The 13,684-nt window shown below is 66.5% G+C and carries 12 protein-coding genes; 7 read left to right on the top strand and 5 right to left on the bottom strand.

Annotated features, from left to right (window positions below; translation table 11 throughout):
- Nucleotides 1–2 precede the first annotated feature (2 nt).
- On the top strand, nucleotides 3–953 hold the full coding sequence (locus tag AC1DOQ_RS05115) for a helix-turn-helix transcriptional regulator (protein WP_477360908.1): 951 nt from the start codon (nucleotides 3–5) through the stop codon (nucleotides 951–953).
- 3 nt (nucleotides 954–956) lie between these two features.
- Here AC1DOQ_RS05115 and lysA read toward each other — a convergent pair whose 3' ends face one another.
- Nucleotides 957–2,231 carry a diaminopimelate decarboxylase gene (gene lysA, locus AC1DOQ_RS05110; protein WP_477360906.1) on the bottom strand — a complete coding sequence of 425 codons (1,275 nt, stop codon included), beginning with the start codon at nucleotides 2,229–2,231 and terminating at the stop codon, nucleotides 957–959.
- A 2-nt stretch (nucleotides 2,232–2,233) separates the two neighbouring features.
- Complete coding sequence (gene lptM / locus AC1DOQ_RS05105; RefSeq protein WP_477360904.1) at nucleotides 2,234–2,485, bottom strand: LPS translocon maturation chaperone LptM; 252 nt, start codon at nucleotides 2,483–2,485, stop codon at nucleotides 2,234–2,236.
- Between the two features lie 41 nt (nucleotides 2,486–2,526).
- Here lptM and cyaY point away from each other — a divergent pair, with 41 nt between their 5' ends.
- Nucleotides 2,527–2,856 (top strand): iron donor protein CyaY, encoded by a 330-nt coding sequence (gene cyaY / locus AC1DOQ_RS05100; protein WP_441934870.1) that lies wholly within the window; start codon nucleotides 2,527–2,529, stop codon nucleotides 2,854–2,856.
- Here cyaY and AC1DOQ_RS05095 read toward each other — a convergent pair.
- From AC1DOQ_RS05095 to AC1DOQ_RS05085, 3 genes are all read right to left on the bottom strand, one after another.
- Nucleotides 2,843–4,357 (bottom strand): hybrid sensor histidine kinase/response regulator, encoded by a 1,515-nt coding sequence (locus AC1DOQ_RS05095; protein ID WP_477360902.1) that lies wholly within the window; start codon nucleotides 4,355–4,357, stop codon nucleotides 2,843–2,845. The two genes, cyaY and AC1DOQ_RS05095, sit on opposite strands and share 14 nt — an antisense overlap.
- Nucleotides 4,357–5,859 carry an ATPase domain-containing protein gene (locus AC1DOQ_RS05090; RefSeq protein ID WP_477360900.1) on the bottom strand — a complete coding sequence of 501 codons (1,503 nt, stop codon included), beginning with the start codon at nucleotides 5,857–5,859 and terminating at the stop codon, nucleotides 4,357–4,359. Before AC1DOQ_RS05090 ends, AC1DOQ_RS05095 begins: the two co-directional genes overlap by 1 nt.
- 98 nt (nucleotides 5,860–5,957) lie before the next feature.
- Nucleotides 5,958–8,309, bottom strand: a complete 2,352-nt coding sequence (locus AC1DOQ_RS05085) for a penicillin-binding protein 1A (protein WP_477360898.1) — start codon at nucleotides 8,307–8,309, stop codon at nucleotides 5,958–5,960.
- Between the two features lie 339 nt (nucleotides 8,310–8,648).
- On the opposite strand from AC1DOQ_RS05085, the gene AC1DOQ_RS05080 reads away from it, so the two are divergent.
- Genes AC1DOQ_RS05080 through AC1DOQ_RS05060 form a run of 5 tightly spaced genes read left to right on the top strand, consistent with a single transcriptional unit; the run spans nucleotide 8,649 to nucleotide 13,666 of the window.
- Nucleotides 8,649–9,725 carry a pilus assembly protein PilM gene (locus AC1DOQ_RS05080; protein ID WP_477360896.1) on the top strand — a complete coding sequence of 359 codons (1,077 nt, stop codon included), beginning with the start codon at nucleotides 8,649–8,651 and terminating at the stop codon, nucleotides 9,723–9,725.
- Nucleotides 9,725–10,333: a PilN domain-containing protein gene (locus tag AC1DOQ_RS05075; protein WP_477360894.1), complete on the top strand. Its 609-nt coding sequence runs from the start codon at nucleotides 9,725–9,727 to the stop codon at nucleotides 10,331–10,333. Before AC1DOQ_RS05080 ends, AC1DOQ_RS05075 begins: the two co-directional genes overlap by 1 nt.
- Nucleotides 10,330–10,992 (top strand): type IV pilus inner membrane component PilO, encoded by a 663-nt coding sequence (locus AC1DOQ_RS05070; protein ID WP_477360892.1) that lies wholly within the window; start codon nucleotides 10,330–10,332, stop codon nucleotides 10,990–10,992. The genes AC1DOQ_RS05075 and AC1DOQ_RS05070 overlap by 4 nt, the downstream gene beginning before the upstream one ends.
- Entirely contained in the window at nucleotides 10,989–11,537 is a 549-nt protein-coding gene (locus tag AC1DOQ_RS05065; RefSeq protein WP_477360890.1) for a pilus assembly protein PilP, read from the top strand. The genes AC1DOQ_RS05070 and AC1DOQ_RS05065 overlap by 4 nt, the downstream gene beginning before the upstream one ends.
- Nucleotides 11,534–13,666 carry a type IV pilus secretin PilQ gene (locus AC1DOQ_RS05060; RefSeq protein ID WP_477360889.1) on the top strand — a complete coding sequence of 711 codons (2,133 nt, stop codon included), beginning with the start codon at nucleotides 11,534–11,536 and terminating at the stop codon, nucleotides 13,664–13,666. Before AC1DOQ_RS05065 ends, AC1DOQ_RS05060 begins: the two co-directional genes overlap by 4 nt.
- The last annotated feature ends 18 nt before the right edge of the window (nucleotides 13,667–13,684 follow it).

Raw genomic sequence — 13,684 nt, 5'->3', positions numbered from 1 at the left:
CTATGTACCATCCGACGACCCGCGTTCTCGCCCTGCTGGAGCTGCTGCAGACCCATGGCCGCATGAGCGGCGCCGACCTGGCGCCGCGTCTGGGCGTGGACCGCCGCACCCTGCGCCGCTACGTCGGCAAGCTGGAGGACATCGGCATTCCCATCACGGCCGAGCGCGGACGGGCGGGCGGCTATGCGCTGATGCCCGGCTTCAAGCTGCCGCCGATGATGTTCACCGAGGACGAAACCCTGGCGCTATCGCTCGGCCTGCTCGCCGCGCGCGGACTCGGGCTGGCCGAGGCGGCGCCGGCGGTGGCCAGCGCCCAGGCCAAGCTGGAGCGCATCATGCCCGACCAGCTCAGGCGCCGCGTGCGCGCCGTTGACGAAACCGTCAGGCTCGATGCGGCGCGCGCGCTGGCGCCGGCCAACAACCAGCCGCTGGTGCTGCTGACCGGCGCGGCCCAGGCCTGCCGGCGGGTGCTGCTGCGCTACCGCGACCATCATGGCAAGGAATCGGCGCGCCGCTTCGATCCCTATGGCGTGGCGCTGCGCCACGGGCGCTGGTACGCGGCCGGCATGTGCCATCTGCGGCAGGAGTTGCGGACCTTCAGGCTGGACCGGATCGCGGGCGTGGAGCCGCTGGAGGAAGATTTCGAGCGGCCGCCCGGCTTCGATCCGATGGACCATCTGGTGCGCTCCATCGCGACCCTGCCGCGCGCCTTCTCGATCGAGGTGCTGTTGAAGACCGACCTGGCCTCGGTGCGGGCCCACCTGTTTGCCGAAGCGGGGATCTTGGAGGAAACGGCCGGGGGCGTGCTGGTGCGCGCCCAGTCCGACGAACTGGACTGGTTCGCGCGCCAGCTGGCCGGCATGCCCTTCGAGTTCGAGATCCGCCACCCTCCGGAACTGAGGGCGGCGGTGGGAGACTGCGTCCGGCGCCTGCTGCGCTGCGCCGGGGAGTGATGCTTACTTGACGATGGTTTCCAGCACAAACAGCTCTTCCGGCGTCTCGCGGCGGCGGATCAAATGGACCTGGTCGCCGTCCACCAGCACCTCGGCCGCGCGGCCGCGGGTGTTGTAGTTCGAGGCCATCGTGAAGCCATAGGCGCCGGCCGCCATCATCGCCAGCACGTCGCCCGGTTCGACCGCCAGCTCGCGGTCGCGCGCCAGCCAGTCGCCGGATTCGCAGACCGGGCCGACCAGGTCGTACTTCACGGTGCCGCCTGCGCGCGGGACCACCGGCTTGACGTCCATCCAGGCCTGGTACAGGGCCGGACGGGCCATGTCGTTCATGGCGGCGTCGATCACGCAGAAGTTCTTTTCTTCGCCCGGCTTCAGGAATTCCACCGACATCAGCAGCACGCCGGTATTGCCGACGATCGAGCGGCCCGGTTCGAAGATCACCTTGATCGGCTTGCCCTCGTACTTCTCGGCGCGCCAGGCGTCCACGCGCGCGAACACGCGCGACACGTAATCGCCGATCGCCACCGGGGCGTTGTCGCCGGTGCCGTAGTCGATGCCGAGGCCGCCGCCGACGTCCAGGTGGTGCAGGTGGATGCCTTCGCCGGCCAGGGTGTCGATCAGCTCGATCAGCTTATCGAGCGCTTCCAGCAGCGGGGCGTCGTCCAGCAACTGCGAACCGATGTGGCAGTCGATGCCGACCACTTCCAGGTGCGGCAGGGAGGCCGCGGTACGGTAGGTGTCGAGCGCGTCCGAGAAGGCCACGCCGAACTTGCTGGCCTTCAGGCCGGTGGCGATATAGGGATGGGTCTTGGGATCGACGTTCGGGTTCACGCGCAGCGATACCGGCGCGCGCTTGCCGCGGCGGCCCGCCACCTCGTTGATGCGGTGCAGTTCGGGGATCGATTCGACGTTGAAGCACAGGATGCCCTTGTCGAGCGCCAGTTCGATCTCGGCCACGGTCTTGCCGACGCCCGAGAAGATCACCTTGCCGGGATCGCCGCCGGCCGCGATCACGCGCAGCAGTTCGCCGCCCGAGACGATGTCGAAGCCGGCGCCTTCGCGCGCCAGGATGTCGAGGATGGCCAGGTTCGAATTCGCCTTCATCGCATAGCAGACCAGGGCATCGCGGCCCTGGGCCGGCGCCGCATAGCCGCGGAAGTTCTGCAGCAGCTGGGCCTTCGAATACACGTAGGTCGGGGTGCCGAATCGTTGCGCGATTGCGGACAGGGAGACGCTTTCGGCGTGCAGGACGCCGTCTTGGAACGAGAAGTGCGACATGGTTACTGTTGGCTGGCCGGGGAGGGCGGGTTGGTGGCTTGGGTATTGTTGGCGTTCGATCCCGCGCTCGGCGGCGTCGTGCCGGCGGCCGGCGCCGGCGGCGTGGCCGTGGTGGCCGGAACGACGGCGGCTGGGGCCTTGGCGGCGGGGCGGCCCGGCGGCTTGGGCATGTAGAGCGGGCCGGGCTGGCCGCAGGCGGACAGCAGGGCCAGAGTGGCCGCAACAAAGGCCGGGAGCGCAAATGGGGACTTCACGATTAGAATCACGGTTTGATTAGCAGACCTTGGAGTGTAGCATGACCGAAACCGAATTTTTGGACCTCGCCGAGTCCACCCTGAACGAGATCGAACTGGCCTTCGATCGCCTGTTCGAGCAGGACGTCGTCGACGTCGAATGCAAACGCAGCGGCAATGTGCTGGAGATCGAATTCGTCGACAACGGTTCGAAAATCATCGTCAACAGCCAGGCCCCGCTGCAGGAGATGTGGGTGGCGGCGCGTGCCGGCGGTTTCCACTACAAGCGTGTCGGCGACGAATGGCGCAACACCCGCGACGACAGCGAGCTGTTCACCTCGCTGTCCGACTACGCCACCCAGCAGGGCGGGGCGCCGGTCAAATTGCGCTGAGGACGCCCAACAGGGCGTCCATGTCCACCGGCTTGACGAAATGGTGGTCGAAGCCGGCGGCGCTGGTCCTGGCGCGGTCCGCCTCCTGTCCATAGCCGGTGATGGCGACCAGGGTCGCCTGCGCCGTGTGCGGCAGGCGGCGCAGGCGCTGCGCCAGTTCGTTGCCGTCCATGTCCGGCAAGCCGATGTCGAGCAGGCAGGCGTCGAAGCGCTCCGCGCCGGCGGCTGCCAGCGCCGCGTGGGCGCTCTGCACCACCTCGACCCGGTAGCCGGCGGTTTCCAGGAACAGGCCGAGCATCTGGCCCGCATCGTCGTTGTCGTCGACCACCAGCAGGCGCAGGCCGTGGGCATCGGCCGGTGCGGCGTCGTGCTGCGCCGGGGCGGCGCCGGCGCCGGGCGCCGCCACCCGCGGCAGCTTCACCGTGAAGCAACTTCCTTTGCCGGCGCCCTCGCTGGACGCCGAGACCCTGCCGCCATGACGCGCCACCAGGTTCCTGACCAGCGCCAGGCCGATGCCGAGCCCGCCCTGCGAACGGTCGGCGCTGCGTTCCGCCTGCGCGAACAGGTCGAATACCCGGTCGAGCATGTCGGGGGCGATGCCGATGCCGTTGTCGGTGACGGTATAGGCCACGCTGTCGCCGTCGGCGTGCAGCGCCACCGCGATCTCGCCGCCCTCCGGCGTGTATTTCGCGGCGTTGTTCAGGATGTTCGCGACCACCTGCACCAGGCGCTTCTGGTCGCCGTGCACGAAGATGGCCTCGTGCGGTAACTGGATCGACACGCGGTGCCTGCGGCTGTCGATCAGCGGGCGCACCTGCTCGACGGCGGAGGTGACGATCTGCCGGGCATCGAGCAGGGTTTCGTCGAGCGTGACCAGGCCCCGCGAGACCCGCGACAGGTCGAGCAGGTCGTCGATCAGGCCCGTCATGTGCTTCACCTGGCGCGAAATGATCTCGCTGGTCTGGCGGATCTTTTCGCGGTCGAGGTCGGGGATGCGCAGCAGGTCGGACGCCGCGCGGATCGGCGCCAGCGGATTGCGCAGTTCATGCCCCAGCATGGCCAGGAACTCGTCCTTGCGCTGGTCGACTTCGCGCATCGCATACTGGCGGCGCCGGGCGCGCAGGGCCGACTGCGCGGCGCTCACCAGGGTCACGCCCTGGGCCGGACGCTCCAGCAGCGAGACGTTGCCCAGCTCCAGGTAGCGGTGCTCCAGGCCGGAAGCGGTGGCGCCGCGCCGGCTCATGACCAGCACCGGCAGGTCGGACCAGTCCGGCTGGTGGTTTATGAAATGCTTGAGGCCGCGTACGAAGTCCGGCGTGATCGCCTCGTCGCCGACCAGCAGCGCACCGGCGCCGCGTGCCAGTTCGTCGATCAGCTGGCCGGGCTGGGCGCATACGCCGCACGCGATGCCGGCGCGTCCGAACAGCTCCTGGATCAGGCGCGCGTCCTTGCCGACCGGTGCATGGATCAGGATGCGCTCTTCGAGATCGTTAGCCGGCATCAGTTCGCCGAAGCGGTATCGTGCCGTCCGCCGTCCATGTCCAGGATGGTCGGTACGCCCGTCAGGACTCCCTGGAAATTCCTGAGCACGGCGCCGACGACGATGCCGTTTTTGGTGATGTCGAAGTGCCGCAGCGTGGTCTCGTGCGCGCTGCCGCGCTTCTTGAACACGGAGATCGCTTTCTGGACCGCGCCCTGGGCTTCGAAGTAGCGCAGGATCAGCACGTTGTCCGCCATGTAGCTGACGTCCATCCCGGTCGACATGTTGTTGCCGACGATGCCTTGCTGGACCCCGACCAGGAAGGTCGCCACCCCGCGCTGCCCCAGGTAGGTCAGGACTTCGTGCAGATGGGTCGACAGGAAGCCGGCTTCGGGCATGGCGTTCATGTAGCCGTTCAGGCTGTCGATCACGATCACGCTGGCGCCCTGGTCCGCCGCGCCGCACACGGCATGGGTGAATTCGCCGGGCGACATCTCCGCCGGATCGATCTGGTTCACGGTCAGCAGGCCGGACTCGAAAGGCGTGTGCAGGTCGAGCCCGATGCCTTCGCTGCGGTTCAGCAGGGTATTGAAGGATTCCTCGAACAGGAACATGGCGGCGCGCCCGCCGCGGTCCGTCACCGCCTTCACGAACTGGATGGCCACGCTGGACTTGCCGGTGCCCGGCGGCCCGGCCACCAGGGTGCTCGAGCCTTCCTCGATCCCGCCGCCCAGCAGCTGGTCCAGCTTGGCAAGGCCGCTGCCGAGCTGGCCACGCCGGACGATCTGGCGCGACTCGGCGGCGACGATGCGCGGATAGACCACCAGGCCGCCGGTGACGATCGAATAGTCGTGCGGGCCGCGCCGGAAGGCGACCCCGCGGTATTTCAGGACCCGCACCAGGCGCCGTTCGGCGCCGTACTCGGAATCGGTGTGCTGCAGCGAGATCACGCAATGGGCGATGCTGCGCACCTGCTGGTCGCCCTTGAGCGAGGTCTTGTCGTCGAGCAGCAGGGCGGTGCAGGAACGCTTCGAGAAGTACTGCTTGAGTGCCAGCACATGGCGCCGGTAGCGCAAGGGGGTACCCGACAGCAGCTGCAGTTCGGACAGCGAATCGAGCACGACCCGGCTCGGATTGAGCTTCTCGACCAGCCTGATGATCATGTTGTTGGTTTCGCCCAGCTCGACTTCGGACGGATCCATCACCGTGTACTGCTCGCTTGGGTCGAGCAGGCTTTCATCCGGTATCACTTCCTGCACGGAGATGCCGTCCAGCGACATGCCGTGCGTCTCGGCGACCGCCCGCAATTCGACTTCGGTCTCGGCCAGGGTGATATACAGCACGGTCTCGCCGCGCGCCGCGCCTTCCGCCAGGAACTGCAGCGCCAGCGTCGTCTTGCCGGCGCCGGGATCGCCTTCGACCAGGTAGAGCCTGTCCCTGGTGAGGCCGCCGCCGAGGACATTGTCGAGACCGGGGATGCCGGTCGAGATGAAGGCGGTACTGGAAGTATTCTGGAGGCTCATGATGATGATGATGTCTTGTCCCGGCGGTGCCGCATTGTATTGAAACAGTTACATGATTACACAGTTTCGGCAACAAGCGCGGCACCGTACGGCAGCCCTCAGAACAGCTCGTTCCGGACCGCGTCGCGGGCCTTCTGCTGGTCCGCCGGCGCTTGATTGCCGACGTCCAGCGACTGCACGCCGGTGCCCGGCGGGTTCTCCACATAGTAGTACTCGTCGCCGTACTGCACCAGGCCGGCCGGCAGCTGGCGCTCCGCCACCGGCACGTCCTTCAGCGCCTTCTGCATGAAGCCGATCCAGATCGGCAGCGCCAGGCCGCCGCCGGTTTCGCGGTTGCCCAGGTTGCGCGGCTGGTCGTAGCCCATCCAGGCGATGCCCACCAGGTGCGGCTGGTAGCCGGCGAACCAGGCGTCGATCGAGTCGTTGGTGGTGCCGGTCTTGCCCGCCAGGTCGGGGCGCTTCAGCACCTGCTGGGCCTTGGCGGCGGTGCCGAAGCGGGCCACGTCGCGCAGCATGCTGTCCATCAGGTAGGCGTTGCGCTCGTCGATCACGCGGTTGGCGTCGACGCCGGCGCGTTCCGGGCGCGCTTCCGACAGCACCTTGCCGTCCGCGTCCGTCACCTTCGAAATAATGTAGGGCATCACGCGGTAGCCGCCGTTCGCGAACACGGAATAGGCGCCCGCCATCTGCAGCGGCGTGGTGGCGCCTGCGCCCAGCGCCAGGGTCAGGTAGGGCGGGTTCTTGTCGGCGTCGAAGCCGAAGCGGGTCGCGTATTCCTGGCCGTAGCGGGCGCCGATCTTGTTCAGGATCCGGATCGAGATCATGTTCTTCGACTTCATCAGGCCGCGCCGCATCGTCATCGGGCCCTCGTACTTGCCGTCGTAGTTCTTCGGCTCCCAGGCCTGGCCGCCGGTCGAGCCGGCATCGAAGGAAATCGGGGCGTCGTTGATCAGGGTCGCCGGCGAGAAGCCGCGCTCCAGCGAGGCCGAATAGATGAAGGGCTTGAACGAGGACCCCGGCTGGCGCCAGGCCTGCGTGACGTGGTTGAACTTGCTGCGGTTGAAGTCGAAGCCGCCGATCAGGGCACGGATCGCGCCGTCGTCCGGGCTCACCGCCACGAAGGCCGATTCCACCTGCGGCATCTGGGTGATGCTCCAGGCCGAGCCGCCGTCCTGGGTCACGCGGATCACGGCGCCGCGGCGCAGGCGGCGGGTCTCGGCCGCTTTCGGCGACAGCCATTCGCGCGCGAAGGCCAGGCCGGGTCCGGTGATCTTGATTTCCTCGCCGGAGGCCAGCACCGCCGTCACCTGGGTGGGCGAGGCCTGCTGCACGATGGCGGCGAGGATGTCGTCGGAATCCGGATGCTCGGCCAGCTCGGCCTCGATGGCTTCGTCGGCCTCGGCCTTGCTGGACGGGATCTCGATGTATTTTTCCGGGCCGCGGTAGGTGTGGCGGCGCTCGTAGTCCATCACGCCGCGGCGCAGCGCCAGGTAGGCGGCGTCCTGGTCGGCCTTGGTGATGGTGGTGAACACGTTCAGGCCGCGCGTATAGGTGTCTTCCTTGAACTGCTCGTAGACCAGCTGGCGCGCCATCTCGGCCACGTACTCGGCATGCACGCCGAAGGCCGTGCTGTCGGTCTTGATCTTCAGTTCCTCGTTCTTCGCGGTCTCGTACTGCGCATCGGTGATGTAGCCGAGGTTGTGCATGCGCTGCAGGATGTACTGCTGGCGCAGGCGCGCGCGCTTCGGATTCACCACCGGGTTGTAGGCCGAGGGTGCCTTCGGCAGGCCGGCCAGCATGGCCGCTTCGGCCACCGTGATGTCCTTCAGGTCCTTGCCGAAGTAGATCTGGGCCGCCGACGAGAAGCCGAAGGCGCGCTGGCCCAGGTAGATCTGGTTCATGTAGACCTCGAGGATCTGGTCCTTGCTCAGGTTCTTCTCGATCTTCCAGGCCAGCAGGGCCTCGTAGGCCTTGCGCTTCAGGGTCTGTTCCGAGGACAGGAAGAAGTTGCGCGCCACCTGCTGGGTGATGGTCGAGGCACCCTGGCGCGCACCGCCGGTGGCGTTGTGCAGGGCCGCGCGCAGGATGCCCCAGTAGTCGACCCCGCCGTGCTCGTAGAAGCGGTCGTCCTCGATCGCCAGCACGGCCTTCTTCATCACGTCCGGGATGTCCTTGAAGTGCACCAGGGTGCGGCGCTCCTCGCCGAATTCGCCGATCAGGACGTTATCGGCGGTGAAGATCCTCAATGGCATCTTCGGCCGGTAGTCGGTCAGGGTATCGAGGGCGGGCAGGTTGGGGTAGGCCAGCGCCAGTGCGAACACGACCACCAGCACACCGCACACCGCCAGGCCGGACAGGGCGGCCAGCAGGGTCAGCAAGATACGCTTCGGGCTGTGCTTGTTGGAAGGCGGGGAGGGCGGGGTCGGCGCCCCGTTCGAAGATGCTTTCATACGCATGAATGGTTCGCTGTGTTGATCAGATTCATTATAAGGCAGGGGCGATATCGAAACGCGACTGGTCAAGTCGATAACAGCTGTGTAAACGGTGACAATATTGATCTACGACAGGGAAAAACCAACTGTCGTTTTCCTGCTTCGGACCAAAGTGTTCCCATGTAGAAATATCTTGTCTGAGGTCATCCTTATTGCTACGATTTAACACAGTGCCTTCAGTATGCACATAAATAAGACGCACTAAGTCGCTGGTTTTTCAAAACAAATAATTCCCCAACGCGGGCGTTCAATAGCCGTTCTTCAGGAACGCAAAGAAGCAAAGAGGGAGCAACGCTCGTGATCAGTCTAGGTTCCTTGTTCGGACAGTCCAACCCGCCCTTGATCGGGATCGACATCAGTACGTCCGGCGTGCGCCTGGTGGAGCTGGCGGATGCCGGCAAGGGCGCGCTGCGACTGGAGCGCTATGCGTCCGAGCCGCTGCCGCGCGGTACCGTGGTCGACGGTAACATCGAGAATATCGAAGCCGTATCGGAAGCGGTGCTGCGCGTCTGGAAGAAGAGCGGCAGCAGGGTCAGGCATGTCGCGCTCGGCATGCCGCCGGCCGCCGTCATCACCAAGAAAATCATCCTGCCCGCGGGCCTGGCCGAAGACCAGCTCGAAGTGCAGGTGGAGTCCGAAGCCAGCCAGTATATCCCGTTTGCATTGGACGAGGTCAGCCTGGACTTCGACGTCATCGGCGCGGCGCCGAACTCGCCGGAAGACATGGAAGTGATGCTGGCGGCGGCGCGCCGCGAAAAGGTCGAGGACCGGGTCGCGATCGCCGAGGCGGCCGGCCTCACTGCCACCGTGATGGACATCGAATCGTACGCGGCGCGCTCGGCGGCCCAGCGCGCGATCGAAGAAGAAGGCGGCGCGAAGGAAGGGCAGATCGTGGCCCTGTTCCAGATCGGTGCCCAGGCCACCCACATCTCGGTGCTGCAGAACGGCGAGACCATCTACGAACGCGAACAGCCCTTCGGCGGCATCCAGCTGACCCAGGACATCGTGCGTGCCTACGGCCTGTCCTTCGAGGAGGCGGAAGCGCGCAAGAAGGCCGGCGACCTGCCCGACAACTACGGCGCCGACCTGCTGACGCCCTTCCTGGAGAACGCCGCGCTGGAAGTCACGCGCGCGATCCAGTTCTTCTTCACCTCGACCCCGTACACCCGCATCGACCAGATCTACCTGGCCGGCGGCTGCGCCCAGGTGGCCGGCCTGCCCGACATCATCGCCAGCCGCACCAGGATCAGCTGCAGCGTGATCTCGCCGTTCAAGGGCATGCAGCTGGCGCCTTCGGTGCGCGAACAGCAGCTGCGTCACGAGGCGCCGGCCTACCTGGTCGCCTGCGGCCTGGCACTGCGGAGGTTTGGCTGATGATCCGGATTAACCTGCTTCCCCACCGGGAAGCGAAACGCAAGCAGAAGCAGGCGGCGTTTGCCGCGCTGCTGGCCCTTGGCGGCGTGCTCGGCGGGGCCCTGGTGCTGATGGTGGGCGGCTACAACGCCAGCGTCATCGCCACCCAGAACCAGCGCAACGAGGTGCTCAAGCAGGCCAACGCGGAACTCGACGTCAAGATCAAGAAGATCGCCAACCTGAAGTCCGAGATCGAGGCGCTGAAGGCGCGCCAGCAGGCGGTCGAGGACCTGCAGGGCGACCGCAACCAGCCGGTCTACCTGCTCGACGAACTGGTGCGCCAGACGCCGGAAGGGGTCTACCTGAAGAGCTTCAGGCAGGATGGCCAGAAGGTGCTGCTGACGGGCGTGGCGCAGTCGCAGGAACGGGTCGCCGAACTGCTGCGCAACCTGTCGGGCAATTCGCCGTGGCTGGAACGCCCGGACCTGGCCGAGGTGCGCGCCGCCACCCTGGCCCAGAGCAAGACCGGACGCAAGGTCGTCGAATTCACGCTGAACGTGTCGATCAAGCGCGCGCGTGAAAAAGAAGAGATCGCCAAAGAGAACGCGAAGCCGGGACCGAAAAAATGAACATCGATCTGAAACAGCTGGGCGCCGACATCGCCTCCCAGTTCGAAGGCCTGCAGGGCCGCCATCCCGGCCTGTGGCCGCTGGCGCCGCGCCTGCTGTGCGCGGCCGGCGTGATGGCCGCCGCGATCGGCCTCGGCTACTTCTTCTACTGGAGCGGCCAGTTCGAGGAACAGCAGGCCCTGGCCGCGCAGGAGCAGACCCTGCGCGATGCCTACAAGGCGAAGATGGCGCAGGCGATCAACCTGGACGCGCTGGAAGCCCAGCAGCAGCAGGTCAACCGCTACGTCGAACGGCTCGAGAAGCAGCTGCCGAGCAAGGCCGAGATGGCGGCCCTGCTGTCGGACATCAACCAGGCGGGCCTCGGCCGCGGCCTGCAGTTCGAGCTGTTCAGGCCGGGCCAGGCGGTGGTCAAGGATTACTATGCCGAGCAGCCGATCGACATCAAGGTCACCGGCAGCTACCACGACATCGGCGAATTCGCCGCCGACGTGGCGAAGATGCCGCGCATCGTCACCCTGAACAACCTGGCGCTCAGCACCGGCAAGGACGGCACGCTGTCGCTCGACGCCATCGCCAAGACCTTCCGCTACCTCGACCAGGACGAACTGGATGCGCAATCGAAGGCCAGGAAGAAAAAGAAGAAGGAGGCCAAGGCGTGAGCGGGCACATGATGAAGCGGGCCGGCGCCCTGGCGGCCGCGGCGCTGCTGCTGGCCGGCTGCGGCGACAGCGACGTCAAGGAAGTGCGCGACTGGATGGACCAGGTCAAGCGCGACACCCGGCCGGCCGTGAAGCCGCTGGCCGAACCGAAGGATTTCATCCCCTTCGCCTACGGCGACAGGGACGCGGTGGACCCCTTCAATCCGAACAAGCTGCTCAACCAGCTGGCCAAGGCGGCCGAGACCTCGCCGGACCCGAACAAGCCCGACCTGAAGCGAGCGCGCGAACTGCTCGAGAACTTCCCGCTCGACACCATGCGCATGGTGGGCACGATGCAGAAGGGCGGCACCAACTACGCGCTGCTGCAGGTCGACCGCGCGGTCTACCAGGTCCGCGCCGGCCAGCGCATCGGCCAGAATTTCGGCATCGTCACCCGCGTGGGCGACGACGCCATCAATATCCGTGAAGTGGTGCAGGACGCTGCCGGCGAATGGGTCGAGCGCATCGCGAAGCTTGAGCTGCAAAGCAAGGAGAACCATAAATGACCCGACTTGGAAGCATCGCCCTCGGCCTGGTGCTGGCCTTCGGCGCCGGCAGCGTCTTCGCACAGGACAACGCGATCGAATCGATCAGCGCCAACCAGCAAGGCAATAACGTCGTCATCAACGTGGCGATGAAGCAGGCCCCGGCCAAGCTGCCGATCGGCTTTTCGATCACCAACCCGGCGCGCATCGCGCTCGACTTCGGCTCCACCGCCAACGCCACCGGCAAGAGTGCCCAGGACATCAACCTGGGCGACGTGCGCGGCGTGAACGTGGTGCAGGCCGGCGAGCGCACCCGCCTGGTGCTGAACCTGAAGCGCCCGCTGAGCTATGCCGCCGCGATCGACGGCAAGTCGGTGATCCTGACCGTCGAAGGCTCGGGCGGCGTGGCGCAGGCGGTCAACGCGTCCGGCCTGCCGGCCCATCCGGCGGCCCCGGCGGCCCGCCAGAACCTGCGCGACCTCGATTTCCGCCGCGGCGCCAACGGCGAAGGCCGCATCGTGGTCGACCTGCCGAACAGCCAGGTGCCGGTGGACGTGCGCCAGGCCGGCAACCAGATCACGGTCAACTTCCTGCGCACCGGCCTGCCGGCCACGCTGCGCCGCCGCCTCGACGTGACCGACTTCGGCACCCCGGTAACCCGCGTCACCACCACGCCTTCGGGCGAGAACGTGCGCATGACGATCGAGGCCCAGGGCAACTGGGAACAGAGCGTGTACCAGAGCGACACCCAGCTGGTCATCGACGTCAAGCCGGTCAAGGAAGACCCGAACCGCCTGGCCCAGGGACCGCAGGGCTACAAGGGCGAGAAGATCTCGTTCAACTTCCAGAACGTCGAAGTGCGCGCCGCCCTGCAGGCGGTGGCCGACATCTCGGGCCTGAACATCATCGCCAGCGATTCCGTCAGCGGCAGCCTGACCCTGCAGCTGAAGCAGGTGCCCTGGGACCAGGCGCTGGACGTGATCATGCAGGCCAAGGGCCTCGACATGCGCAAGAACGGCAACGTGCTGTGGATCGCGCCGAAGGAAGAGCTGCTGACCAAGGAAAAACTGGAGCTCGAGCAGAAGGCCCAGATCGCCGACCTCGAGCCGCTGCGCTCCGAGATCTTCCAGCTGAACTACCAGAAGGCCGAAGCCTTCCGTACCGTGTTCGGCCTGGACGGCGGCGGCGCGGCCGGCGCCGGCAACCGCGTGCTGTCGAAGCGCGGCAGCGCCACCATCGATCCGCGCACCAACCAGGTGTTCGTGACCGACATCCCGTCCAGGCTGGAAGAAGTGCGCAAGCTGATCCAGAAGGTCGACATCGCGACCAAGCAGGTGCTGGTCGAAGCGCGCCTGGTCGAGGCCAACGACGGCTTCTCGCGCAACCTCGGCGCCAAGCTGGGCTTCGCCGACATGCGCACCATCCGCGGCGGCGACTCCGGCTACCAGGTCAGCGGCAACCAGCGCGTGGCGGTCGGCGGCAATCTGAACGGCATCGGCCAGACCACCGGCCAGCTGGCCCTGACCAGCGACTCCTACAACAACACCCAGCTGGTCAACCTGCCGGCGGCGCCGATCAACGGCGTCAATGCGCCGACCATCGCCTTCTCGCTGTTCTCGTCGGCGGCCAACCGCTTCCTGAACCTGGAGCTGTCGGCGCTGGAAGCGGACGGCAAGGGCAAGATCATCTCCAGCCCGCGCGTGGTCACCGAAGACAACGTGGCGGCCGTGATCGAGCAGGGCGTCGAACTGCCCTACCAGCAGGCCACCAGCAGTGGCGCGACCTCGGTCACCTTCAAGAAGGCCAACCTGCGCCTGGAAGTGACGCCGCAGGTCACGCCGGACGGCAACGTGGTGCTGGACGTCGACGTGAACAAGGATTCGAAAGGCGAGAGCACCGCCTCCGGATTCGCCATCAACACCCAGCACGTGAAGACCAAGGTGATGGTCGAGAACGGCGGCACGGTGGTGCTCGGCGGTATCTACCAGCAGACCGAGACCTCGAACGACTCCAAGGTGCCGCTGTTCGGCGACCTGCCGGTGGTGGGCCACCTGTTCAAGACCACGGCGCGCTCGACCTCGAAGACCGAGCTGCTGGTATTCATCACCCCGAAGATCGTGACCGAGCACCTGCAGAACGCGGCACACTGAACCAGTCAATACAATCGA

The organism is Massilia sp. 01N417, assembly GCF_056399645.1.
This window is presented reverse-complemented; position numbering and strand designations above follow the sequence as displayed.

What these genes read in the sequence shown, in the direction of transcription:
- AC1DOQ_RS05095 (WP_477360902.1), bottom strand. Translation starts at nt 4,357, where the DNA reads ATGCCGGCTAACGATCTCGAAGAGCGCATCCTGATCCATGCACCGGTC.
- AC1DOQ_RS05060 (WP_477360889.1), top strand. Translation starts at nt 11,534, where the DNA reads ATGACCCGACTTGGAAGCATCGCCCTCGGCCTGGTGCTGGCCTTCGGC.
- AC1DOQ_RS05115 (WP_477360908.1), top strand. Translation starts at nt 3, where the DNA reads ATGTACCATCCGACGACCCGCGTTCTCGCCCTGCTGGAGCTGCTGCAG.
- AC1DOQ_RS05090 (WP_477360900.1), bottom strand. Translation starts at nt 5,859, where the DNA reads ATGAGCCTCCAGAATACTTCCAGTACCGCCTTCATCTCGACCGGCATC.
- cyaY (WP_441934870.1), top strand. Translation starts at nt 2,527, where the DNA reads ATGACCGAAACCGAATTTTTGGACCTCGCCGAGTCCACCCTGAACGAG.
- AC1DOQ_RS05085 (WP_477360898.1), bottom strand. Translation starts at nt 8,309, where the DNA reads ATGAAAGCATCTTCGAACGGGGCGCCGACCCCGCCCTCCCCGCCTTCC.
- AC1DOQ_RS05075 (WP_477360894.1), top strand. Translation starts at nt 9,725, where the DNA reads ATGATCCGGATTAACCTGCTTCCCCACCGGGAAGCGAAACGCAAGCAG.
- lysA (WP_477360906.1), bottom strand. Translation starts at nt 2,231, where the DNA reads ATGTCGCACTTCTCGTTCCAAGACGGCGTCCTGCACGCCGAAAGCGTC.
- AC1DOQ_RS05070 (WP_477360892.1), top strand. Translation starts at nt 10,330, where the DNA reads ATGAACATCGATCTGAAACAGCTGGGCGCCGACATCGCCTCCCAGTTC.